At 59.3% G+C, this 23,316-nt stretch carries 24 protein-coding genes; 14 read left to right on the forward strand and 10 right to left on the reverse strand.

The genetic code is table 11. From position 1 onward, the window contains the following. Positions 1 to 3 precede the first annotated feature (3 nt). The 5 genes from ACN0TA_RS15800 (at position 4) to ACN0TA_RS15820 (ending at position 3,884) form a co-directional block, all read left to right on the forward strand. Positions 4 to 1,245: a thiolase family protein gene (locus ACN0TA_RS15800; RefSeq protein ID WP_417584673.1), complete on the forward strand. Its 1,242-nt coding sequence runs from the start codon at positions 4 to 6 to the stop codon at positions 1,243 to 1,245. After that, positions 1,245 to 2,006, forward strand: a complete 762-nt coding sequence (locus ACN0TA_RS15805) for an SDR family NAD(P)-dependent oxidoreductase (protein WP_417584675.1) — start codon at positions 1,245 to 1,247, stop codon at positions 2,004 to 2,006. The genes ACN0TA_RS15800 and ACN0TA_RS15805 overlap by 1 nt, the downstream gene beginning before the upstream one ends. 8 nt (positions 2,007 to 2,014) lie before the next feature. Continuing rightward, entirely contained in the window at positions 2,015 to 2,446 is a 432-nt protein-coding gene (locus tag ACN0TA_RS15810; RefSeq protein ID WP_417584677.1) for an acyl-CoA thioesterase, read from the forward strand. A 27-nt stretch (positions 2,447 to 2,473) separates the two neighbouring features. Next, positions 2,474 to 3,247 carry a crotonase/enoyl-CoA hydratase family protein gene (locus ACN0TA_RS15815; protein ID WP_417584679.1) on the forward strand — a complete coding sequence of 258 codons (774 nt, stop codon included), beginning with the start codon at positions 2,474 to 2,476 and terminating at the stop codon, positions 3,245 to 3,247. Between the two features lie 100 nt (positions 3,248 to 3,347). Further along, the gene (locus ACN0TA_RS15820) at positions 3,348 to 3,884 is read left to right on the forward strand and encodes a PadR family transcriptional regulator (RefSeq protein WP_417584681.1); all 537 of its coding nucleotides are present in this window, start codon (positions 3,348 to 3,350) and stop codon (positions 3,882 to 3,884) included. A 7-nt stretch (positions 3,885 to 3,891) separates the two neighbouring features. On the opposite strand, the gene ACN0TA_RS15825 is transcribed toward ACN0TA_RS15820, so the two are convergent. Continuing rightward, entirely contained in the window at positions 3,892 to 4,455 is a 564-nt protein-coding gene (locus ACN0TA_RS15825) for a LuxR C-terminal-related transcriptional regulator (RefSeq protein ID WP_417584683.1), read from the reverse strand. Between the two features lie 76 nt (positions 4,456 to 4,531). Here ACN0TA_RS15825 and ACN0TA_RS15830 point away from each other — a divergent pair, with 76 nt between their 5' ends. Together ACN0TA_RS15830 and ACN0TA_RS15835 are read left to right on the forward strand one after the other, a co-directional pair. Next, complete coding sequence (locus ACN0TA_RS15830) at positions 4,532 to 5,707, forward strand: acetyl-CoA C-acetyltransferase (protein ID WP_417584685.1); 1,176 nt, start codon at positions 4,532 to 4,534, stop codon at positions 5,705 to 5,707. 27 nt (positions 5,708 to 5,734) lie between these two features. Further along, complete coding sequence (locus ACN0TA_RS15835; RefSeq protein ID WP_417584687.1) at positions 5,735 to 7,696, forward strand: acetoacetate--CoA ligase; 1,962 nt, start codon at positions 5,735 to 5,737, stop codon at positions 7,694 to 7,696. A gap of 8 nt (positions 7,697 to 7,704) precedes the next feature. Here ACN0TA_RS15835 and ACN0TA_RS15840 read toward each other — a convergent pair whose 3' ends face one another. From ACN0TA_RS15840 to ACN0TA_RS15855, 4 genes are read right to left on the reverse strand one after another with little or no spacing between them, the layout of a single operon-like run. Then, the gene (locus tag ACN0TA_RS15840) at positions 7,705 to 8,850 is read right to left on the reverse strand and encodes a metal ABC transporter permease (RefSeq protein ID WP_417584689.1); all 1,146 of its coding nucleotides are present in this window, start codon (positions 8,848 to 8,850) and stop codon (positions 7,705 to 7,707) included. After that, the gene (locus ACN0TA_RS15845; RefSeq protein WP_417584691.1) at positions 8,847 to 9,968 is read right to left on the reverse strand and encodes a metal ABC transporter permease; all 1,122 of its coding nucleotides are present in this window, start codon (positions 9,966 to 9,968) and stop codon (positions 8,847 to 8,849) included. The genes ACN0TA_RS15840 and ACN0TA_RS15845 overlap by 4 nt, the downstream gene beginning before the upstream one ends. A 2-nt stretch (positions 9,969 to 9,970) precedes the next feature. Beyond that, entirely contained in the window at positions 9,971 to 10,756 is a 786-nt protein-coding gene (locus ACN0TA_RS15850; RefSeq protein WP_417584693.1) for a metal ABC transporter ATP-binding protein, read from the reverse strand. Continuing rightward, positions 10,741 to 11,700 carry a metal ABC transporter solute-binding protein, Zn/Mn family gene (locus tag ACN0TA_RS15855; RefSeq protein WP_417584695.1) on the reverse strand — a complete coding sequence of 320 codons (960 nt, stop codon included), beginning with the start codon at positions 11,698 to 11,700 and terminating at the stop codon, positions 10,741 to 10,743. The genes ACN0TA_RS15850 and ACN0TA_RS15855 overlap by 16 nt, the downstream gene beginning before the upstream one ends. 236 nt (positions 11,701 to 11,936) lie before the next feature. Between ACN0TA_RS15855 and ACN0TA_RS15860 the strand changes: the two genes are divergently transcribed. From ACN0TA_RS15860 to ACN0TA_RS15870, 3 genes are read left to right on the forward strand one after another with little or no spacing between them, the layout of a single operon-like run. Further along, positions 11,937 to 12,797, forward strand: a complete 861-nt coding sequence (locus ACN0TA_RS15860) for an AraC family transcriptional regulator (protein ID WP_417584697.1) — start codon at positions 11,937 to 11,939, stop codon at positions 12,795 to 12,797. Then, the gene (locus ACN0TA_RS15865; RefSeq protein WP_417584699.1) at positions 12,794 to 13,243 is read left to right on the forward strand and encodes a DUF1801 domain-containing protein; all 450 of its coding nucleotides are present in this window, start codon (positions 12,794 to 12,796) and stop codon (positions 13,241 to 13,243) included. Before ACN0TA_RS15860 ends, ACN0TA_RS15865 begins: the two co-directional genes overlap by 4 nt. 3 nt (positions 13,244 to 13,246) lie before the next feature. Beyond that, complete coding sequence (locus tag ACN0TA_RS15870) at positions 13,247 to 13,642, forward strand: cupin domain-containing protein (protein WP_417584701.1); 396 nt, start codon at positions 13,247 to 13,249, stop codon at positions 13,640 to 13,642. Between the two features lie 27 nt (positions 13,643 to 13,669). On the opposite strand, the gene ACN0TA_RS15875 is transcribed toward ACN0TA_RS15870, so the two are convergent. Then, on the reverse strand, positions 13,670 to 14,647 hold the full coding sequence (locus tag ACN0TA_RS15875; protein WP_417584703.1) for an alpha/beta hydrolase fold domain-containing protein: 978 nt from the start codon (positions 14,645 to 14,647) through the stop codon (positions 13,670 to 13,672). Positions 14,648 to 14,839: 192 nt separating this feature from the next. Here ACN0TA_RS15875 and ACN0TA_RS15880 point away from each other — a divergent pair, with 192 nt between their 5' ends. Next, the gene (locus ACN0TA_RS15880; RefSeq protein ID WP_417584705.1) at positions 14,840 to 15,577 is read left to right on the forward strand and encodes a Crp/Fnr family transcriptional regulator; all 738 of its coding nucleotides are present in this window, start codon (positions 14,840 to 14,842) and stop codon (positions 15,575 to 15,577) included. On the opposite strand, the gene ACN0TA_RS15885 is transcribed toward ACN0TA_RS15880, so the two are convergent. Genes ACN0TA_RS15885 through cydD form a run of 3 tightly spaced genes read right to left on the reverse strand, consistent with a single transcriptional unit; the run spans position 15,537 to position 19,442 of the window. Continuing rightward, on the reverse strand, positions 15,537 to 16,034 hold the full coding sequence (locus ACN0TA_RS15885) for a hemerythrin domain-containing protein (protein ID WP_417584707.1): 498 nt from the start codon (positions 16,032 to 16,034) through the stop codon (positions 15,537 to 15,539). The genes ACN0TA_RS15880 and ACN0TA_RS15885 overlap by 41 nt on opposite strands. A gap of 4 nt (positions 16,035 to 16,038) precedes the next feature. Further along, positions 16,039 to 17,697, reverse strand: coding sequence for a thiol reductant ABC exporter subunit CydC (gene cydC, locus ACN0TA_RS15890; RefSeq protein WP_417584709.1), 1,659 nt, complete (start codon positions 17,695 to 17,697; stop codon positions 16,039 to 16,041). Then, a complete protein-coding gene (gene cydD, locus ACN0TA_RS15895; RefSeq protein ID WP_417584711.1) occupies positions 17,694 to 19,442 on the reverse strand; it encodes a thiol reductant ABC exporter subunit CydD in 1,749 nt (582 codons plus the stop codon). The genes cydC and cydD overlap by 4 nt, the downstream gene beginning before the upstream one ends. A 176-nt stretch (positions 19,443 to 19,618) precedes the next feature. Here cydD and ACN0TA_RS15900 point away from each other — a divergent pair, with 176 nt between their 5' ends. The 3 genes from ACN0TA_RS15900 to cydX are packed head-to-tail and all read left to right on the forward strand — an operon-like array spanning position 19,619 to position 22,530. Next, complete coding sequence (locus ACN0TA_RS15900) at positions 19,619 to 21,247, forward strand: cytochrome ubiquinol oxidase subunit I (protein WP_417584819.1); 1,629 nt, start codon at positions 19,619 to 19,621, stop codon at positions 21,245 to 21,247. 12 nt (positions 21,248 to 21,259) lie between these two features. Next, a complete protein-coding gene (cydB, locus tag ACN0TA_RS15905) occupies positions 21,260 to 22,408 on the forward strand; it encodes a cytochrome d ubiquinol oxidase subunit II (RefSeq protein ID WP_417584713.1) in 1,149 nt (382 codons plus the stop codon). Positions 22,409 to 22,419: 11 nt separating this feature from the next. Beyond that, positions 22,420 to 22,530 (forward strand): cytochrome bd-I oxidase subunit CydX, encoded by a 111-nt coding sequence (gene cydX / locus ACN0TA_RS15910; RefSeq protein WP_417584715.1) that lies wholly within the window; start codon positions 22,420 to 22,422, stop codon positions 22,528 to 22,530. Positions 22,531 to 22,573: 43 nt separating this feature from the next. On the opposite strand, the gene ACN0TA_RS15915 is transcribed toward cydX, so the two are convergent. After that, positions 22,574 to 23,236 carry a GntR family transcriptional regulator gene (locus ACN0TA_RS15915; protein ID WP_417584717.1) on the reverse strand — a complete coding sequence of 221 codons (663 nt, stop codon included), beginning with the start codon at positions 23,234 to 23,236 and terminating at the stop codon, positions 22,574 to 22,576. Between the last annotated feature and the right edge of the window lie 80 nt (positions 23,237 to 23,316).

Consider the following 23,316-nt stretch of genomic DNA (forward strand, 5'->3'; position numbering starts at 1 on the left):
TCCATGGCCAAGGGATTGCGGCTTACATTCGATGATGCCTGGTTACTTGGCGGTGCCCGTACCCCGTTTGTCGATTATCGCGGCGCACTTGCGCAGATATCGCCCATTGACCTGGGCATCAAGGCGGCACGCGCTGCAATCGCGAAAACAGGCGTAACGGCGAGCGACATAGAAACGACTATTGCCGGATCGATGGCGCAGGCCTCGTTTGATGCGTTCATGACGCCGCGCCATATTGGACTGTATGCAGGCGCACCCACCGACGCGCCTGCCCATCTTGTGCAAAGGATTTGCGGCACCGGGCTGGAGGTCATTGCTCAGGCAGCGGATGCTGTATCGCTTGGGCGCGCTTCGCTCGCTCTTGGGGCAGGCGCTGAATCGATGAGCCGGAACCCGATTGCCGCCTATACCCATCGAAACGGGTTTGCGATGGGCAAGGTCGAGTTCAAGGACTTCCTCTGGGAAGCCCTTTACGACCCGGCCGGCTGCGTCACGATGGGCGATACCGCCGAAAATCTCGCCAGGCAATACGGCATCGATCGAGAGCGCGTCGACCGCTTCGCCGTGCGCAGTTTTGAGCGCGCGATTGCGGCGCGCGATACTGGGCTGCTGGCTGAAGAGATCGTGCCGGTGGTCAGCGAGGCCTTTGAGATAGAAGGTCTGGACACCCGTACAATCGATTTGCCGCGCGGGATCGAACAGGTCGATACCGACAGCCATATCCGCCCCTCGCCTTATGACATCCTCTCCACACTGCGCCCTGCATTCGGTGGCGTCCAGACAGGGGGCAATTCATCGGCCATCGTTGATGGTGCAGGCGCAGTGCTTGTTGCAACTTCCGGGTACGCCAAGTCTCATGGCCTCGCGCCGAAGGCACGTATTGTTGCGTCGGCAGCCGTTGGTGTTCCGCCGCAGATCATGGGGATCGGTCCTGCGCCCGCCATTCGTGCAGTGCTCGAAGCCAGCGGTCTCGCGATCGACCAGGTCGGGCGCATCGAGATTAACGAGGCGTTCGGCGCGCAGATTTTGGCATGTGTCGATGAGTTGGGGCTCGATGAAGACAGGCTCAACGTCAACGGTGGCGCCATCGCCATCGGCCACCCGCTGGGCGCTACGGGGATACGGCTGGCGCTTACCCTGGCCAATGAGCTTGAACGCTCCGGTGAACGCTACGGGATCGCTTCGGCCTGTATCGGTGGCGGGCAGGGGATTGCGCTTCTCATCGAAAATCCGAGGGCCGGCTGATGGACATCGCGGGAAAAACCGCAATCGTCACAGGGGCTGCGTCGGGACTGGGCGCTGCCACTGCGAACGCGCTGGTGGGCGCAGGTGCCAAAGTCGCCATTCTCGATCGTGACGCTGATAGGGGCGCGTTGATGGCTACCCAGATCGGTGGTCGCTTTTTCCCGTGTGATGTTTCCGACGCAGCCAGCGCTGAAGAGGCTATTGCCGATGCGATCGAAGCGCTGGGCATCCCTTCGATCCTTGTCAATTGTGCTGGCATCGGCACTGCAGCGCGCATCGTAGGGCGCGAAGGGCCAATGCCGCTCGATGCGTTCGAGCGCGTGTTGCGGGTCAACCTCATTGGCAGTTTTAACATGATGCGGCTGGCGGCCGATGCCATGCAGCAGCTCGATCCCGACGCCAATGGGCAGCGCGGCGTCGTGATCTCGACGGCTTCGGTCGCAGCGTTTGACGGTCAGATCGGGCAGGCCGCCTACGCAGCATCCAAGGGCGGCATCGTATCACTGACCCTTCCCGCGGCGCGCGAGTTTGCAAGGTTTGGTGTACGGGTTCTAGCCATTGCACCGGGGCTTTTTCTTACGCCACTACTCGAGGAATTGCCCGAGGACGCCATTGAGGCGCTGGGGCAGTCGATCCCCAATCCTTCACGGTTGGGCCGACCGGACGAATTTGCGGACCTCGTTCTGACGATGGTCGGAAATGACTATCTCAATGGCGAAGTTGTGCGTCTTGATGGCGCCCTGCGTATGGCGCCGAAGTAGGACAGGGCATGTTTTCAAACGCTACGCGCATTGAAATCCAGTTTGGCGACTGTGATCCGGCAGGCATCGTCTATTACCCGAATTATTTCCGTTTTTTCGACAATGCGACGGCGGCGCTCTTGTCGGCAGCCTTCAAAATGCACAAACGCGAATGGATTGCCCGGTATGGCATTGTCGGCATTCCGATGGTCGATACCGGCGCGAAGTTTTCCAAACCATCGCGATTTGGCGACGTTGTCGAGATTCGCTCGGACATTACCGATTTGGGCCGCTCGAGCTTTGGCGTTCGCCATATGCTTTTCAATGCGGACGAGCTTGCCATTCACGCTCACGAAAAGCGTGTGTGGGTCGGTCGCGACCCGCACGATGGCGAAACAATAAAGTCCCTGCCGATACCCGATGATGTGCGCGCCGCGCTTGGCGCGCCGGCAACACAGTAACCCACACAAGTCCCGAAGGGAAAGATCATGGTTGAGGACAAGAATGCGCTCCTGGTCGAGAGTAAGGGCGCCATTGTCCACCTGATGCTCAATCGGCCCGAGAAACGCAACGCGTTGAACGATGCAACGATTGCGGCGCTGGATGGCTTCTTTTCCAATGTTCCCGAAACCGCGCGCGCTGTTGTGATCAGTGGCGCTGGAGGGCATTTTTCCTCCGGCCTGGATCTCAGCGAGCAGGTCCACCGCCAACCCCTCGACGTGATGGCGCACTCGCGAAACTGGCATCGCGTTATGGACGCCATGCAATATTCACGCGTGCCAATTATTGCTGCCCTGAACGGTGCGGTCATGGGGGGAGGGCTGGAAATGGCAGCGGCCTGCCACGTACGGGTTGCCGAACACAACGTTCAGTTTCGGATGCCCGAGGGTATGCGCGGCATCTTTGTAGGCGGCGGCGGTTCGGTACGCATCGCAAAGCTCATCGGGGACGATCGTCTGATGGAAATGATGCTGACAGGACGGATCTATTCGGGCGCCGAAGGTGAGCGGGTCGGGCTCGCCCATTATGCCCTTTCCGATGGCAGTGCGCTCGACAAGGCTTTCGAACTGGCCGAACGGATTGCCGAAAACTCGCCGACCATCAATCAGTTCATCATCCATGCCATCTCCCGGATCGGCACTATGGCGCCCGAGGCTGGCCTGTATGCGGAAAGCCTCGCCGCCGCACTCAGCCAGACCGGACCGGATGCCGAAGAGGGTCTGAACGCGTTTCTCGAAAAGCGAAAACCTGTATTTCGCTAAGGCGGCCGCAAGCGAGTGCTTATGATAATAAGCTGCGTGTCCCTTGAAATTATGATGCAGTCAAAATATATCTTACTCCAGTGTGAACAGGAGTTTGATTATGCGTGACCATCATTTCGGACGCGGCGATCCGTTCGGTCCGGGCGGTCGATTTCCTCATCAGAGAGGCGGCCGGCGTGGTCGGGTTTTCGATTCCGGAGAATTGCAGCTTGTTGTGCTCGATCTTATCACCGGGCAGCCGCGCCACGGTTATGAACTGATCCGCGAAATCGAGGCGCTTTCAGGTGGGCAATACGCTCCAAGCCCCGGCATGATCTATCCGGCGCTGTCCTTGTTGCTGGAGATGGCGCTGATCGAAGAAACGGGAGCTGAAGGTGCTCGCAAGAGTTTTGCGATCACCGATGATGGGCGTGCTCATCTCGCCGAGAACGCGAAAACGCTCGCGGCTGCTCGCTCACGGTTGGAGGCACTTGCCGAGGCCAAGGATCGCGCGGATCCGGCACCGCTCCGCCGTGCCATGGGCAATCTGCGCGAAGTGCTTGTCATTGCATCGCACAAGCCTGGGTTCGACGAAAAAAAGATCCTCGAAAGCGCCCGGCTGATCGACGAACTTGCAGGAACCATCGAGCGTCTGTAGGCCCGCCTTACGATGATGCGGCCTTGGTCGTGGCAAACCAGTTGACCAGCTCGGCGGCGTTTTTGAGCCCGAGCTGGCGGCTCAAGCGGTAGCGATGGGTTTCGATGCTGCGCGGCGAAAGGCCGAGTTCTCCAGCAATATCGGTACTTGTTTTTCCCTGTGCCACAAGGGTCAATATCTGGGTCTGGCGTGGCGTGAGGGCCTGACGCTGGATGTCGATCGGGCGTGCGATGGGATCAAAACAATAGAGCGCCCGGGCAAATGGGTCGCTGGCGATCATCGATTTGCCGCGTGCGCGGCACCAGAAGTGTGTTCCGTCCCGGTGCGCCATGATCCGTTCGTCGGTATAGGTGCGACCGCCTGAAAAATTGCTGCGCCAGAGTTCGCCAACCATCACGAAGTCGGACAATTCGGGATACAGAATCTTGAAGCTGCGGTCGGTCAATTCGTCGGGCAGGTAGCCAAACAGATCGGCGAAGGCAGTATTGACCTGGCGGATGATCCGGTGGGTTGCATAGACCATCGGCACAGGAAGGTCTTCGAGCGTGAAGTGGAGGTGGGGCTGGTCCATGACGTATAAATACGGCTTTGGGCGGTAAGTGTACAGGGGCTACATTGGATCCACACGTCGAGTGGAGGAGACCATCATGGCGAACCAGGTTCATATCGTTGCCGCACGGCGCACCCCGATCGGTTCGCTCAATGGTAGCTTGTCGCGGCTGGCTGCGCATCAGCTTGGCGCGGTTGCAGCGAAAGCTGCAATTGCCGATGCGGGGATTGCGCCAGAGCATATCGAGGAAACGATACTGGGGCAGGTGCTGACCGCAGCCGCTGGGATGAACCCGGCGCGGCAGACGGCGCGGCTTGCCGGATTGTCCGATACGTCCACTGCCTTTGTCGTCAACCAGGTGTGTGGATCAGGACTGCGCGCCGTCGCGCTGGCTGCCCAGCAGATCGGCTTGGGCGATGCCGATATCGTATTGGCCGGTGGGCAGGAATCGATGAGCCGCGCGCCTCACGCTGCCTATCTGCGTTCGGGCACGAAACTTGGCGATGTGAGCTTTATTGATACTGTGATGAGCGATGGCTTGACTGATGCGTTCGGCAATATGGCCATGGGCGTCACTGCGGAAAATGTCGTTCGTCAATGCGGACTGACCCGAGAGCAACAGGACAAATTTGCCCTTACGTCTCAGCAGCGCGCTTCGGCAGCGCAGAAGGCTGGCCGGTTTTCCGCTGAGATTGCGCCTGTGACGATAGCGGGCCGCAGGGACGATACAATCGTCGATCAGGACGAGTTTATCAGGCACGATAGCAGCATGGAGAGCATGGCAAGGTTGCGTCCGGCTTTCGAAAAAGACGGCACCGTCACAGCAGCCAACTCGTCAGGCATCAATGATGGTGCTGCCGCGGTGGTGCTGATGTCGGACGCTGCGCTTAGGGAACACGGTGCCAAACCATTGGCGCGGATCGTGAGTTGGGCCGTAGCGGGGCTGGATCCGAACGTGATGGGACTTGGCCCCATACCAGCGTCACGCAAAGCGCTGGAAAAGGCCGGATGGCGCGTAGGTGATGTCGATTTGTGGGAAGCCAACGAGGCGTTTGCGGCGCAAAGTCTAGCGGTCATGTCAGGCCTCGACGTCGATCCTGATCGGGTCAATGTCAATGGCGGTGCGATCGCGCTTGGCCATCCCATCGGAGCATCCGGCGCGCGTGTTTTGGTGACGCTGCTGCATGAAATGGCGCGGCGGAACGTCAAGCGGGGTGTCGCGACACTTTGTATTGGTGGTGGTATGGGCATCGCGATGTGCGTGGAGCGCTAGCTCGACGCCGAGCATGGGAGGAACATCATGTCCGGACCGCACGAAACAGGGGCTGCCGAGATCATCTGGGAAGCCAGTGCGGCGCGAAAACAAGCCTCGGCATTGTGGCGGTTTGCAGAGTTCACGCGCCCAGAACACGGCTCTGATCCCTCCGACTACGCGGCGCTGCTTGCCTGGTCGATCCGCGAACCGCGTGCCTTTCATGATGCGTTGTGGGATTTTATGTCCGTCATCGGGGACAAGGGAGAAACCGCGTTTGTAGCTGGCGAAACCATCCGGGACGCCAAATTCTATCCCGGTGCCTGGCTCAATTATGCCGAGAACATCCTTATCCGCCGTGACGAGGATGTCGCCATCATCGCGCATCGCGACGATGGCACGCGGCGCGAGATCAGCTGGCGCGCACTTTATGAGCGGGTGTCCCAGGTCGAGCAGGCACTGCGGGGAGAAGGTGTTTGCGAAGGCGACAGGGTCGCGGCCATCGTCACCCACGATATCGAAGCCATCGTCTTCTATCTGGCGACTGCGGCGATTGGAGCGATCTGGTCGTCATGCTCGCCGGATTTCGGCCCCGCCGGAGCCAGCGACAGGCTCGGTCAGATCGATCCCAAGGTGCTTGTTGCAGTGCCCAGTTATGGCTATGCGGGTAAAACCATCGATGTGTCCGCCACGATCCGCTCGGTCGTACAACAAACAGATCTCGCCAAAATCGTGGTGCTCGGAACAGTGCCGGAAAGTCTTGCCGATCTCGATGCCATTGCGGTCGAGGATTGGGTCGCCTCGTTCGCGCCGCAAGCGATCAAATTCAACCGTATGGCGTTTTCCGCCCCGCTGGCTATCCTTTATTCTTCGGGCACGACGGGCAAGCCCAAATGCATAGTCCATTCTGGCGCGGGACTTCTCATCCAACACAAGAAGGAGCAAATGCTCCATTGCGGCGTCGGCGCTGATGACCGGTTCTTCTACTTCACCACTTGCGGGTGGATGATGTGGAATTGGCAGATTTCCGGTCTGGCGCTGGGGGCGACGCTCGTCATCTATGATGGCAATCCGTTCTATCCTCAACCGGCGCGGCTCATCGATCTGATCGATGAAGATAAAATCTCGGTGTTTGGAACAAGCGCCAAGTATATTGACGCCTGTGCTAAGGCCGGGCTCATGCCCAGGCAAACGCACAGGCTCTCAGCGCTCAAACTCATCCTGTCTACTGGCTCGCCACTTATCGCATCGAGCTTTGACTACATCTATAATGACTGGAAACCGAACGTCCATCTGGCATCGATTTCCGGCGGCACCGATATCTGCGCGTGTTTTCTCGGTGGTAATCCGCTGCTGGCCGTGCGGCGCGGCGAGTTGCAATGCGCGCTATTAGGGATGGACGTCGATACGCTCGATGATGAAGGGCGTCCGGTCTCGGGTATTGCCGGGGAATTTGTGTGTCGAAATGCCCATCTCTCGATGCCGGTAGCGTTCTGGGGTGATCCTGACGGCAGCCGTTATCATGACGCCTATTTTGCGCGTTTCGATGGGGTCTGGGCGCATGGCGACTTTGTCGAAAAACGACCATCCGGCGGGTTCGTCATTCATGGGCGATCCGATACGACGCTTAACCCCGGCGGGGTGCGGATCGGAACTGCCGAGATTTACCGGCAGGTTGAAACCATCGGCGCCATCGAGGAGGCCATTGCCGTCGCCCAGGATTTCGAGGGTGATCAACGGGTGATCCTGTTTGTCAGGATGGCGAATGGGCACGTGCTTGATGCCGCCTTGGAAAAAGAGATCAGGACGCGCATCCGCGCTGGCGCCAGCCCCCGGCACGTCCCGGCTAAAATCATCGCAATCGCTGAAATTCCGCGGACGCGCTCGGGAAAAATCTCCGAGATTGCGGTGCGTGACGTGATCCATGGCCGCGCCGTCAAGAATACGGCGGCACTGGCCAACCCGGAGGCACTTGACCTCTATAGGGATGTTGAGGCGCTAAAGCGCTGAACGCATGTTCAACCCGCCCGCGCCCAGGGTTCGAGTACGTCACGGGCGGCAGCTCGGCCCTTCTCGGTGAGAGTGAGACGATCCCCGGAGCGGGTAACAAGACCGTCCGATAGGGACTTCGAGAGTATGGCGTCCGACTTCGACTGGCTCCAGTGCAAGTGTTCACGCAGCGCGGCAGTGACGTTTTCTTCTTTTTCCGCTGGGTCGTCTTCGTGGTTGAACAGATGCACAGCAAGTGTGCGTGCTGCATTTTCCGCGCCACGTGCCCGGCGGCGTGCGTTTTGCGCAATCAGGCCGTAGCGTGGACCAAAGGCCAGGGCAGCGCCGAAACACACCCCTGTCATGATTGCCATCATGCCGCCGATCGAGACGTTGAACCAGACGGCCAGCCAGTAGCCTGCAACCGATGAGACGATCGAAATGGCAGCGCCAAACATCAGCATCAAAGACAGGCGGTCGGTCAAAAGGTAGGCCGCTGAAGGTGGAACAATGACAAAGGCGATAAAGAGAATGGCGCCTACGGAATCGAAGGCGGCAACTGCCGTGCCCGACAGCAGCGCCAGCAGTCCATAGGACAGAAGAACAGGCGTAAAACCGAGCGCTTTGGCCAGCGCTGCATCGAAAGTTGCCAGCTTGAGTTCCTTGAACAGCAGTGTGACGAAAGCGAGGTTGATGATGGCCATTACGCCCATCCAGACAACAGCTTCGGGTACCAGAAAACCTGCGATGTCATAGGTGTCGAGCCAGACAAATCCGATTTCGCCAAGCAACACCGTATGTTGATCGATATGCACATCGCGGGCGTAAATGTTGATGAGCAGAACACCAATCGAAAACAGCGCCGGAAAGACGAGACCGATGGCCGCATCGGCCTTGACCCGGCGCGTTGCTGTCAGCATTTCGGTTAGTGCTACCGTCAGCAGGCCGGTCAGGGCAGCGCCGATGATCTGGATGGGACCACTCGCCTGCCCAGTGAGCATCCATACAATGATGATCCCGAACACAATTGAATGAGAGATGGCGTCGGACAGCATTGAGGCGCCGCGCAGGATCAGGAATGTGCCGAGCAGCGACGCCGCGATGCCAACCAAAGCGCCGGTCAGCATGATCATGGCGTCCGGGGAATCAAAGAACGCGGAAAGCATGGCAGTCATTGTCCGGCTCCTTGAAGATCGGCGCGCGCCTCGGCGATGCCGCTCTCGGTCAATGTCCAGTGAGGCGTCGGCTCGGGGTGGTGACGTGTGGCTTCAACCAGGCCGCGTGCCTGAAGCCGCCGCAGGGCCGATGCGGTTCCGGTGCCGTGATAGGCATCGAGCATGGCCTGCTCGGCAGGATAGGCTGGATCGTTGTGTTCGGCAGCGAGCCGATAGAGCGTCGCCAGAACGCGGCGGCCGCGCAGGCTCTTGCTGTTTTCCCGCTGACGCAGGGCCGCGGACACCAGGCCGCGTTGGGGCGCAAAGGCCAGCGAAATGACAACGATTGCCGACACGGCAAGAACGATCAGCGGTCCGGTGGCCAGTCCGCGCCCGGTCGCACTGACCAGCGCACCGAAAACGCCTGAAATCATGCCGAACAGCGCGGCAAGACCGACCATGGTGCCAAGCCGGTTCGTCCATTGCCGCGCAGCGACGGCAGGCGCGATGATCATTGCTGCCATCAGCACCACACCGACCATTTGCAGGCCGATAACAACTGCCAAGGCGATCATCGTGGTTAGGCCAGCCTCAAGGGCGAGGACCGGCAAGCCGAGCGTTTGGCCATACGCTGGGTCGAAACTTATGAGCTTGAACTCTTTCCAGAACAGCGCGACCAGTCCGAGCGCAACAAGCGCTATGGTACCCATGACATAGAGATCGGAGCGCAGGATGGCGGCGGCCTGACCGAACAGAAACGATTCAAGGCCGCCCTGCGCTGCGTTGCCGCCATTCTGAATAAAGGTGAGGAGCACGATACCCAGCGCGAAAAATATCGAGAGCACAATGCCAAGACTTGCATCGGTTTTGAGTCGCGTGGTTCGTGTCAAAGCCAGAACGATTAGCGCCGCCATTGCGCCCGTTATGAGCGCTCCGACCAGAATGGCCGGAAGGCTGCGTGAGCCGGCGATAAGAAAGCCCAGGCATATGCCGGGCAGGGCGGCATGAGACAGTGTGTCGCCGAGCAGCGATTGGCGCCGCAGTACTGCAAAACTGCCGAGAACACCCGAAACGATGCCCAGCAGGGCCGCGCCGATCAGAACGTTCTGGAGCGTGTAGTCGGACAAGAGAGCAAACATGGTCAGGTCGACGCCCCAAGCGTTGCGTCGCTCTCGATCAGGGCGATCTGGCCGCCATAAGCCTTGCGCAGATTGTCTGATGTATAGACTTGTGAAACCGGGCCTTGGGCGATGACCCTGACATTGAGGATGACCATCCAATCGAAATAGTCGCGCACCGTTTGCAAGTCGTGATGGACGACTATTACCGTCTTCCCGTCGTCTCGCAGCGCGTGCAGAATTTTGACGATTGCCCGTTCGGTTGTTGCGTCGACCCCGGCCATGGGTTCGTCGAGAAAATAGACATCGGCATCCTGGACCAACGCTCGGGCGATAAACACACGCTGTTGCTGGCCGCCGGAAAGCTGGCTGATCTGGCGGTCTGCAAAATCTGCCATGCCGACACGGGTCAGTGCTGCGAGCGCGCCGTCACGCTCGGCGCGACCGGGACGGCGCACCCAGCCGAGTTGGCCGTACAGCCCCATGGTCACCACATCGAGCGCGGTGGTGGGAAAATCCCAGTCCACGCTTGAGCGTTGGGGGACGTAGCCGACCTTGCGGCGCTGGTCGGAATAGGGGCGCCCATGAATGGTGACGTGACCGGCAGTGGGCTTGACCAGATCGAGGATCGATTTGATCAGTGTGGATTTCCCCGCGCCATTGGGGCCGACGATCGCCGCCATCACGCCGGGCGGAATATCGAAATCGATATCCCAAAGCACCGGCTTTGATTGGTAGGAAACAGTGAGATCTTCCACATGGACGGCAAGGCCGGGTTCGTGGAGGCTGGCGTCTACTCGATCATCCATTGAGCTGCCCAATCTGCAAGTGCTGCGGGAAGCGGAGCGGGCGTGCCGCCCAGCGCTTGGGTGATGGCTGTCGTATTGGAATAGATCATGCCGATATAGGTGCCGTCCGCGGTATCGGGTTCGCCCATGGCGTCGGAAAACAGCTCGCCGCCGATCCGCACAGGCTGTCCGGCCTGGTTGGCGGCTTCGATCACCGCCTGGATCGTGCGCGGGTTGATTGTCGATTCTACGAAAATGGCCGGAACTTCCCGTGCAACGATGAGGTCCGCGGTGTCGCGAATGTCGGCGATTGCCGCTTCAGATTGGGTGGAAATCCCCTGAATGCCTTCCACCTCGATGCCATAGGCACGGCCATAATAGGCAAAGGCGTCGTGTGCGGTGACAAGGATGCGCTGGGTTTGGGGAATCGAGGCAATGGTTTGCCCAGTCCAGTCATGGAGGGCGGCGAGCTGGTCGCCATAGGTTGCAGCGTTGGCGCTGATCGATGCGGCGCAATCGGGCGCACTTTGGGAGAGTTGGGTGGCGATGGCTGGCACGATCTGCGCCCAAAGCGAGACATCCATCCACAAGTGCGGGTCAACACCATACGCGTTGTCGGTTGCGACCAGCTCTTCGCGCGCGATTCCGGCTTCAGAAACGGCAAGCGTGGGGACGCGTTCGGCGTAGCGGGCAAAGACTTCGCCGAGCTGCCCTTCGAGCCCATAGCCTGAATACAGGATCAGATCGGCCCGGTTGAGCGTCTGAACGTCGCGAGCAGTTGCCTGATAAAGGTGCGGATCGATACCCGGCCCCATCATGGTTTGAACGGCAACGCAGTCGCCACCCAGAATGCCGGCGATATCCCCGATCATGCCCACTGTGGCGACAACTGAAACGGGCTCCTGAGCGGTGGCGCCGAGCGGGAGCAGCAGGAAGGAGGTGAGGAGAATAGGTCGAATAAGCATGGCGTCCAGTATTGCACGTTGAAACGATTATGCAATTGAATATGACAATCATTCTCAATGAGTCAATTGCAAATGAGAATGATTTGCAAGATGGCCGGGTTTAGAATTTGGATTGGCTGGAAATTGATACAAAGCTGCAGCGCTAGAACTCCCTTCGTCCGTCGATGTTTTGCGCAGGATTTGCCTGTTCGCTGCGTGGCAGGGTGGGTATGGTTTTGACGCAAGTGAGGATAGCAATGACCAAAAACCAGACGCAGGCGCGCTATATCGATCGATTGAACCGGGTCGATGACTATGTCTTTGCCAACCTAGAGGCGGAGATCTCGTTTGATCGGCTAGCAGAAATTGCATGTCTGTCGCCCTATCACTGGAGCCGGATCTATTCGGCGATGCGCGGAGAGACGATTGTTGCAACAGTGCGTCGTCTCAGGTTGCAGCGCGCTGCCGACCGCCTGGCCAACTCCGACGCCGATATCACCGAAATTGCAACACGCGCCGGCTATGGTTCGACTGAAACGTTCGGGCGTGCCTTCAAGGATGCGTTCGAGAAAAGCCCAGCCGCCTATCGCGAAGCCGGGTCGCATGCAAAGTTCAGCAGGGCCAAGGCTGCTGACGCTGGCGCCGGATTTTCAATTGAAATTGTTACGCTTGCCGAACGACGCTGCGCAGGCATTGACCACCGTGGCAGTTACATGGAAATCGACCACGCGATGGGACGATTGTTTTCCGAACTTGTTGTGCGGCAGGCGGTGCCTGAAGTACCCGAAATGATCGGCTTGTTTTTTGACGATCCCGATCTCGGCCCGGAGACGGAACTGCGTGCGCGCGCCTGCCTGCCGATCGCCCAAACCGTGACGGTTGATGCGCCGTTGGTTGAAACCCATTTGCGCGGCGGCCTGTATGCAAGGCTCAATTATACCGGTCCGTACGCCGATATGCGCAGCGCGTATCGCTGGCTGCTGGGCACTTGGCTGCCCCGATCAGGGTACGAGCCCGACGATGCGCCGATCTTTGAGGCGTATCTCAACGATCCGCGTGTGGTGCCGCAAAATCAGTTGCGGACCGATATCCATTTGCCTCTCAGGGATAGACCGTGAGCACGCCGTCCATACCACCAGACATCGCACAGGTGCTGTCGCGGCACCCAGCCAGGGTCGTTGTACACTTGCGTGATATTCGTGCGATGATTTTTGCTACGGCATCAGAAATCGATGGCGTCGGCCCTTTGACGGAAACAATCAAATGGGGCGAGCCGGCCTATCTGACCGGAAAAACCCGCTCTGGCACCACGATCCGCCTCGGCGTATCCAAGCTTGCGCCAGACAGGGCCGCGTTATTTTTCAATTGCCGGACGAATTTGATCGAGAACTTCCGCGCTCATTTCGCGGACGATTTCCTTTTCGAAGGCAATCGGGCCCTGATCGTCCCGACTCTGATCCAGCCGGTGAAAACCCCGCTTGCCCTTTGCATACGCATGGCGCTGACTTACCATCGCACGCGTACGCAAGGCACGAGTACGCAAGCGGCAAACGGGAAGGGATAGATCATGGAAATCATGAGAGCTGGCTCGATAGCATCGGGTAAGGGGCCGGACGATTGGTTCACCGGCACAGTCAGGCTTGATCCGCTCTTTAACCGGTTTGCCCCGGACCGCGTGCAGGGCGCTGCCGTCACTTTCGAGCCGGGTGCGCGCACAGCTTGGCACACCCATCCACTTGGTCAGACGCTGATCGTTACCGCAGGGCTTGGTCGCGTTCAGCGTTGGGAGGGCGGAATCGAAGAAATTCGGCCCGGAGATATCGTTTGGTTCGCGCCCGGAGAAAAGCACTGGCATGGCGCGGCGCCTGAAACGGCGATGAGCCACATCGCCGTGCAAGAAGTCCAGGATGGCAAAGCCGTCGACTGGTTGGAAAAGGTGTCCGACGACCAATACCAGGCCTGATCGCCATGGCCCCACATGGCGGCTCACTTATTGCTGCGCGGACGGCGCCAGCTTTTGGGTAAGCCAGCTTGCGCCATCGCTCAGGGCCTTGACCGCCAGGCTGGAAACCGACGCGGCCTCCAGAAATGAATGGATTGAACCTGGATACAACCCGCCAGACACTGCAACGCCCGCAGCTTGAAGCTTTGATTTGACGACAAGGTTTTCGTCACGAAGCACATCGAGCGCGCTGATCGTCATGAAAGTCTGGGGCAGTCCTGCAAGATCTGCAAGCACGGGGCTAACGAAAGGGTCAAGCCGTTGAGCGGGGTCGCGGACATAGTTGCTCCACAGCGCATCCATTTCCGCCGCCGTTGGTATATAGCGCCCATCGCCGAACCTCTTGTAGCTTTCGCTGCCCATGCGCGCATCGAATGCGCCGTAATTGAGCAGCATCGCGCACAGCGCATCGCCATAGTCGCAGTCGCGCAATGTCATCGCTGTTCCCAGCGCGAGATTGGCCCCCGCCGAATCGCCGCCGATGGCAAGCCTTGTGGGATCAATGTCCCATTCTTCGCCGCGATTGGCCAACAGCCGGACGAAGTCGGCCAGAAGCGTGAGCTGGTTGGGAAATCGGGTTTCAGGAGACAATGGATACTCGACGCCGATCACGGTGATACCGGCGCGCGAGGCATACTCGCGCATCATCCGATCGTTGTTGTCGACGCTGAAAAATGTCCATCCCCCGCCATGCAGGTAGACAAGCGCTGGAAGCGGTCCGGGGCGAGGGCAATGGATCCGGGTGCGGAGCTGACCGATCACCCGGTTGGTTGATCGGAACACGCGCGGGCCACCCTTTGCCCAAGGCGCGCGCACATGTTCTGCGACACGACGTTGGGCCGGGATATCGAGTGTCTCGAAATTTGGAAACCGGCCATAGGCCGCGCTTATACCGTTGATGAACCCTAGCAGTTCGGGATCCAGCCCATCGGCCAGCCGGGGATCATCGTTGGAATCATGTCGCATGAAAATTACTGTTATTTATCGAGGCAAAACCGTCTCAATAGTCCCTCGGGCTTAAACCGGAATTGTTTCAATCGGATCAATTGTATGAGTATGTTGGACAGTGCGACGATTTCGCTTGGCGTTCCTGGCGAGGTGGCGGTTTCAATTGTCGGCTAACGGCCTTAAAGCAGGTCCATGGAAAGGACTGAGCTCATGAGCAGGGACGATATCCACAACTCGCAAACACCGGTGCTTTGCCGCAATTGCGAAGTGCGACATCGAGGATTGTGCGGTGTGCTCGAGCCCGATCAATTGCTTGCGCTCTCCAAGCACACGCGCATGGTGCGCCAGCAGGCGGGCAGCGAGTTGATCGCCGATGATGCCGACGTCACCACATACGCTAATGTCATGCGCGGCGTGGTCAAGCTGACCAAAATGCTCGAGGATGGGCGTCAGCAGGTTGTTGGATTGCAATTCGCTCCCGATTTTCTCGGCCGGATTTACGGCCACCAAAGCCGGCTGTCTGCGGAAGCAGCCTCGGACGTTGAATTGTGCCGCATTCCAAAGAGCGCACTTGAAGCGATTATCTCCGAAAACCCGGCGCTCGAGCATCGTCTGCTTGAACAAACGCTGCGCGAACTCGACGAGGCGCGCGACTGGATGGTGACGCTGGGGCGCAAGACCGCCGGAGAGAAGGTGGCAAGCTTTCTTTATCTGATCGCCACCCATATCGATCCCGTCGCTCAGGTTCAGCGTGAGAGCGGGGAACGGAGCGATGCAAAATTCGATTTGCCACTGAGCCGTGCCGACATCGCCGACTTTTTGGGCCTGACGATCGAAACAGTTTCGCGGCAGTTGACCAAGCTGCGCAAGGAAGGGGTGATTTCGGTCGAAAACAACCGCACCTTTTTCATTCCCGATCTGGAGCGGCTCGGGGCGCGCTCGGGCTAGCTGCAGCCTCTGCCATGGCAAAGAGTGGAACGATCACTTCGCGTTCGAACGCTATATGTCGACGCAGGCTTTCGAAAAAGCCACGCAACATGTAACCGAGCGCTTCGGGATTTGGGCTGTTTTCACCGCGGCCATAGGCCATCAGCGCGTCATGGAGTTCTTCTGCGAAACACGAGTCTTCCAAGTGCTCGTGTTTCAGCCGGTCCACAGTGGCTGCAATATCGGCAAAGTTCTGCCAGCGGGCTGTGACAGCGGGGAAAACGATATCCTCTTCGAGCGCGTGGACGCGGGCAAAAAGCGGCCCAACGGCGCGTGCAGCCTTCATGCATCCCGGGCGATCGACTTTGTCGGGCAAGGAATCGGCAATCGATTCAAGCGTCGCGCACAGGGCAAGCTGATCGTCATGTGCGGCACCGAGCAGGTATTTGGGGTCATCCGACAAAGGCGCCTTGCGCATCGGATCAGACCATTTCCAGCGCGCGATCGCGAAGGACCAGCTGGCGGAAGGGCGTGTTCTGGGGCAACAGGGCGTGGGTGGCAAGGACCACTGTGCGACCTGCCAAGGCATTGGGGAAGTCGGCCAACAGTTCAAGTTCGGTATCCCTGTCGAGACCCGCTGTTGGTTCGTCGAGAAGAACGATGCTCGCCGGGGCCAGCAATGTCCGCGCCAGACACAGGCGCCGGGCTTGTCCGGCGGAAAGCGTGGCGCCGGTTTCACCCAGGATCGTATCGAGACCGCGCGGCAGGGCGCGTATTGTGGTTTCAAGCCGCGACTTGGCCAGAGCCGCATAAAGGTCGGCGTCGGTCGCATCAGGATTGGCGATAAGCAGATTGTTGCGGACGGTATCGAGAAACACCGGGCTGTCCTGGCTGAGCAGGGCGACATTGGCGTGCAGATCGGCCTGGGCGAAATCGCGAATATCTGTGCCATCGATGCGCACGGCACCCGCTTGGGGGTCAAACAGGCGCAAGACGAGATGAAGGAGGCTCGATTTTCCAGCGCCGCTCAGACCCGAGATCGCGACGTGCTCCCCCGCTGCAATGGTAAGGGATAAATCGGCAAGCACAGGTTCTGCATTCGGATAGCCGAATGTGACCTCCTCAAACGTAACGGATCCGGTTTTTGGGCAGGCTATTGGCCGGGCGGGATCACCGATGGCGATAGGTGTTGTGGCAATCTGGTGCAGTCGCTCTGCAGATGCCAGCGCCGTGCCGAGCTTGCCGATCGAGCGCACGATGACTGCCGTCGCTTCGAAACTGCCAAGCGCTGCGAACACGACGCCGGCGAGCACCGGCCCATCCATGGTTCCGGCCCCGACAGCGTCGAGCCCGACAAGGACTATGGCCAGCAAGCCAAGCCCGGTCACGATCTGGACGCCGGTTGCGGCGATTGTCGTGGTCAAGCCCTGACGGGTACGCAACATTGCAAGGCGCTGGCTGGCGGCGTCGAAACGGGCAGCGACAAATCCGGTCTGGCCGAAGCTTACAAGATCGTCGTGGCCGGCAATGGCATCAAGAGTATGGGCCCGCAAATTGGCGGCGGCGTCTACGGTCTGCCGGCCCAGCGTCTTTGTCGCGCTGGCAAGGGCAACAGGAATGACAAGGACGCTGATGAGGATGGCGCCAAGATAGATCCAGCCGGCGTCGGGAAGCAATGTGAACAGCACCGCCGAAACCGCACTGCCCAGCACCAATGCTGCGATAAATGGACCGATGGCCAGCAGAAAAATGGTGTCGAGCGCGTCGATATCGGCTGTCATGCGCGTCACCAGATCGCCATGGCGCAGGGAGCGATCGGCAAGCGGAAGGCGCGGGAAAAGGGCTGCAAACAGCCAGCGACGCAAATCGGACAAAAGTGAAAGCGTGGCGTTGTGGCCAACCAGTTTTTCGAAATAGCGCGACAGAATGCGGATGAAGGAAAAACCGCGCACCATTGCCGATGGGGCGAACAGGTTAAAAGAAACACCGAGCGCAGTCAGTGCGGTGGCTGTCAGGAACCAGCCCGACACGCCGAGCAGCGCGGTACCGGCAGCCAGCGTTATCAATGACAGCAGAAGCGCTACAGCGAGCCGCTTTGCGTGCGGTTTGAACAGGGGCGCAAAAAACAATAGCGACTTCATGCCCGATCCTCCCGCTTGGCCGCGGCCGGCTGGCTGCGGTGTGGGGTTGGCAGCAGTTTGCCGCCAGCCATGCGCATTACGGCGTCGGCGCGCGCGGCGACAGACGGCGAATGGGTGAGAATGACCAGCGTTCGGCCCCGAGCGAAGGCAAATATCTGATCGAGGATTTGTGCTTCGGTTTCGGGGTCGAGATGGGCTGTCGGTTCATCGAGTATGATGAGGGACGGGTTGGTCATAAACAGCCGGGCAAGCCCGATGCGCTGCACCTGGCCACCGGAAAGGCCGTATCCGGCCTCCCCGACCATTGTGGCAAGCCCTTCGGGCAAGCCAGTCGTAAACTGGGTGACTAGCGCGCGCTCCGCTGCCGAAACGATAGCAACGCTATCGGCGTCGGGATCGGCAAACCCGATGTTTTGGGCAATCGTGCCGCTGAAAATTCTCGGCTTCTGAGCGATGTAGGCCAATGTTCCGCGCAGATCAGGCTCTGCCCATGCGTCAAGGGGGCGGTCCCCGATAGTGATCGCACCCTCATAGGGCACCAGCCGCGCAATCGCTCGGGCCAGTGTCGATTTGCCGATGCCGCTTGGTCCCATGATGGCAAGCGAACACCCCGGCGCAAGATCAAGGTCGAGAGCGTCCAGCACGGGCGCTCCTGTGGGCGCGCGAACGGTGAGCCCGCTTGCGTCCAGCCGGGCAGCACTTGTGCTGTCCATATTGGGGCGCGAAAGGTCAGCGCTGAGCAGAGCTTTGGGGTCGGCCACCAGCTTTTCGATCTCGGCAAGCGCCGATCGTGCCGTTGCACGGTCATGGTAATGAGCGGCAAGCTGGCGCAGGGGTGAATAAATTTCCGGTGCCATGATGAGGGCAAACAGGCCCGCGCTCAGGGTCAGGCCCGGATTGACCCCCAGAAAACCAAGAAAAGTCAGCCCCACATACAGCGCTACGCCGGCGACGCCGAGCGCTGCAAAGAACTCGAGAATCGCCGAGGACAAAAACGCGATGCGCAGCACGGCGTTGGTGCGATGGCGCAGCGCTTCGCTTGCAGCGTGGACATCGGCGATAGCATCGGCTTCGCGGCCGAACAGTTTTAGGGTCAAAAGACCGCGCAGCCTGTCGGAAAAATGAGCGGACAGACGCGACAACGCCGTCGCCTGCCTATCGGTCGCCGCCTGTGCGCCCCATCCGGCAAGAGCCATAAATACGGGGATCAGGGGCGCCGTAAACAGGAACAGCAACGCAACGATCCAGTCGATGGGAAACAGGATCACTGCGAAGGCAATGGGCAGTATGGCAGCAGCGATCATGGCGGGTAGATAGCGGGCGAAGAAATTTTCCAACCCATCGACCTGATCGATAAGCGCGGCTGCGACCGCGCCGGAGCCAGGCCTAAGGTCAAGGGCATGGCGTTGGGCAAGGAGATGGGAGAACAAACTGTCGCGCAGGGACTTCTTGATTGTTTCGGCGCCGATGGTGCCGGCCTGCTCGCCGATCATCGCCAGAATAGCCCGGGCGACGATGATGCCCCCCAAAAACAGGATCAGGCCGGCTACCGCAGAAACCGGTTCGCCACCTTCAATCACCCGCCCCAGCGTCTGAGCCAGCAGCCAGGCATAAATGACCAGCAACACGCCCGATACGAGCGGTGCAGCGATGGCCACGGTCAGCGCATTGCCGCCTAGCCGCCGCAAATCCATGAGGTTGCGCGTGGTTTTTGCAGGTGCCGTTGTGTCAAATGGTGAGGCCATGGACGTACCATACGCGAAAGTTGAGTGCTCTGAATGCGCCATCGCGCCGCGCGGCGCCTTGATCCAGGTCAATGAAACGAAATCGTGCTAGAGTGTAAGGGTTAGGCAGTCGCTCTCCGCACGACTTGGCGCTTGGTCTGCGGATGGCACCCAAATGACTTAGGGGCATACCCATGATCGACGAAGTTGTCGTAAACCTGTCGCGATTACAGTTCGCTGTGACCGCTCTCTACCATTTCCTATTCGTGCCGCTGACGCTGGGGCTCTCTTTCATGATGGCGATCATGGAGAGCACTTATGTGATGACGGGCCGCGAGATCTGGCGAAAAATGACGCTGTTCTGGGGCACGTTGTTCGGCATCAACTTCGCCATGGGCGTCGCAACCGGCATCGTGATGGAATTCCAGTTCGGCATGAACTGGTCCTATTATAGTCACTATGTCGGCGACGTTTTCGGCGCGCCCCTGGCCATTGAAGGGCTTATGGCCTTCTTTCTGGAAGCCACGTTCATCGGTCTGTTCTTTTTCGGCTGGGACCGGCTCTCCAAGGTCGGCCACCTTGTTGTCACCTGGCTGGTCGCACTGGGCGCCAATTTCTCGGCGCTTTGGATTTTGATTGCCAATGGCTGGATGCAGTACCCGGTCGGTGCTGCATTCAATCCCGACACCATGCGTATGGAAGTCACCGACTTCATGGCTGTGCTGTTCAACCCGGTTGCCCAGGCAAAGTTCGTTCATACGGTTTCGGCCGGTTATGTGACCGGCGCTGTCTTTGTTTTCGGCATCAGCGCCTTGTTTCTCTTGCAGGGCAAGCATCTTGAGCTGGCGAAGCGGTCGATGGTCGTCGCGGCCAGTTTCGGTCTTGCAGCGGCGCTGTCTGTTGTCGTTCTCGGCGACGAGAGCGGGTATGTCGCGACCGAGCACCAGAAGATGAAGATCGCCGCCATGGAAGCGATGTATCACACTGAGCCGGCGCCCGCAGGGCTTAGCCTTGTTGCGTTCCCGCTGCCAAATGGTGAGATCTTCGAACTCAAGGTGCCTTGGGTACTGGGTCTGATCACGACACGCAGCTTCGATACCGAGCTTCCGGGCATCGACGAACTTGTCGAGCATGCCGAAGTGCGCATCGAAAACGGGCTGCTGGCGTATCAGGCCGTCGAGGTTCTCGAAGACGATCGCCAGAATGCACAAGCTCGTGCGGTAATTTCGGAAACCTGGCCCGACCTCGGCTATGCGCTGCTTCTCAAGCGCTACCGTGTTGATATCGAAAACGCCACGCCAGAGGAAATCTCCTTGGCTGCGGCCGATACAGTCCCGGCTGTCTGGCCGTTGTTCTGGACCTTCCGGCTGATGGTCGGCATCGGGTTTTTCTTTATAGCGTTTTTTGCCTTCTCCTTCTGGAAGGCATCGCGTGGCACGCTCGATAAACACCGTTGGTTCCTGTGGGGCGCTGTGGCGGCAATGCCACTGCCATGGATGGCTGCGGAAGCTGGCTGGATCATCGCCGAATTCGGCCGACAGCCCTGGGCTATCGAGGGGGTCTTGCCGACCTTTTACGCAGCTTCGGGTCTGAGCGTGCTCGATCTTTCGATCAGCCTGACCTTTTACGTCACCCTCTACACGATCCTTGCGATCATCATGGTGATTCTCATGGTCAAGGCGATCAAGGCAGGGCCAAAGGATTATGTGGCTCTTCTCAATGGGGAGTCGGACCCGATGGAAACGCCCGAGCCAAAATCGGACATTCCCCAGTCGCCGGACGGCTATGGCGATGATGCTGGCGGCAAGCCAGCCCCGGCAGAATAAGGAGAGCTGATCATGGATTTCATTCCAATCGACTACGAAACGCTACGCCTTATCTGGTGGGCATTGCTGGGTGTGCTGCTGATCGGTTTCGCCATAATGGGCGGCATGGATCTGGGCATGGGGGCGCTGTTGCCCGCGGTGGCCAGAACCGATGAAGAGCGCCGGGTCATGCTCAATCTGCAAGGCCCGACCTGGGAAGGCAATCAGGTGTGGCTGGTGCTCGGCGGGGGCGCTATTTTTGCTGCCTTCCCCCCGCTTTATGCTGTGAGTTTTTCGGGCTTTTATCTGGCGATGATCGTCATTCTTCTGGCGCTGATCCTGCGGCCCGTTGGCTTTAAGTTCCGCGGCAAGATAACCGATCCGCGCTGGCGCAATGCTTGGGACACGGCTCTTTTCATCGGTGGATTCGTTCCCGCGCTGATTTTCGGGGTTGCCGTCGGCAATGCTCTGCTTGGCGCGCCGTTCGATCTCGACAACACCCTGCGGCCGTCTTACCTGGGCAACTTCTTTGGCCTGTTGTCGCCTTTCGCACTTCTGTGCGGGTTGGTCAGCCTGGGCATGCTTGTGGTGATGGGAGCGAGTGTTCTTGCTGCACGCACAGCCGGACCCCTTGCCGAACGATCGGGGCGGTACGGGCAATGGGCAGCACTTGCGACGATCGTTCTGTTCGGTCTTGCCGGACTCTGGATTGCCTTTGGCATCGAGGGCTACGTCATCACCAGCGCCTTGGTCACCGATCAGGCGTCCAATCCTCTGACCAAGACCGTTGTGCGTGAAGTCGGTGGCTGGATGGCCAACTACTCGGCTCATTCCTGGACGATCATTGCGCCTTTGCTCGGGTTCGCCGGTATGGCGGGCGCCGCCCTCACGATGAAAGCTCGCCCGGGCGCCTTGACCATAGTCTCAGCAGGTTTGGGCGTGTTCGGGATCGTGGCAACTGCGGGACTGTCCATGTTCCCCTTCCTGCTGCCATCTTCGCACAACCCGGTAGCCAGCCTTACCGTATGGGACGCGACCTCGAGCCATCTGACATTGTTCATAATGCTCATTGTCACAGCGTTCTTCATGCCAATCATCCTTGCCTACACAAGCTGGGTCTACAAGGTGATGAGCGGGCCGGTGACCACCGAGAGCCTTGGCAAGAACCCCAACGCCTACTGAGAGGAAAAACTATGTGGTATTTTTCGTGGATACTCGGTGTGGGGTTGGCATGTGCTTTCGCCATTCTGAACGCCATGTGGTTCGAAATGCGTGAAGACCGGCGCAAGCTCGAACATCGCTAAGCAATTTCGATTGTTTGCGTGGGGCGGCGCTGCGGTGCCGCCCCTATCGCATTGCAACGGGCACCGGTGTCATCTGTGCCTTTGACGCCAGAATATGCTCACGCATCAGCCTTTCCGCCGCTGCGCCGTCGGCCCGGAGCAGCGCTGTAACAATCAGCTCATGATCCTGATAGGACTTTGCCAGTCGCGCTGGATTGGCAAACAGATCGGCTCGGAACGGGGTGAGCCTGGAGCGCGATAGCCCTGCCATTTCGCTCAATTGCGGGTTTTGGGCCGCCGTTTGAACACGGGCATGAAACAGTGTGTCGTAAGCGGCGTAGGCATCAGTGCGGCCCAGTCGAACCAATTCCGCGGCGCCAAGATGATCGGCTTCAAGGCTTCTGCGTTCCAGGCCGGACATTCGCTCGGCGGCCAGCCGGGCGCACACCGCCTCAAGTTCGGCCATCACTTCGATCAGATTGAGCAGGTGCTCCGCGCTCAACTCTGCCACCACGGCACCCCGATTGGGACGGCGGGACACAAGGCCCATGGCTGTAAGCTGGCTTAGCGCCTCGCGGACCGGCGTGCGCGAGACAAGAAAGCGATTGGCCAAGGTGAGCTCGTCGAGCTTTTCGCCCGGCCGGAACTGGCCCGCCACTATGGCATCGGCGAGTTGACTGACGATCTCATCGACTGTGTCGCCCTTGCGTGGCAGGCCCTGCGTCACTGGTTCAGTCTCGTGAAACAAATACGGGATGAACTATGGATAGAAATTCATGCCAAGTGAAGAGGCATTTTTTTGATCTG

Origin of the sequence: Pelagibacterium sp., assembly GCF_048264985.1 — a bacterium.
In the GTDB taxonomy this organism is placed as follows: Bacteria; Pseudomonadota; Alphaproteobacteria; order Rhizobiales; family Devosiaceae; genus Pelagibacterium.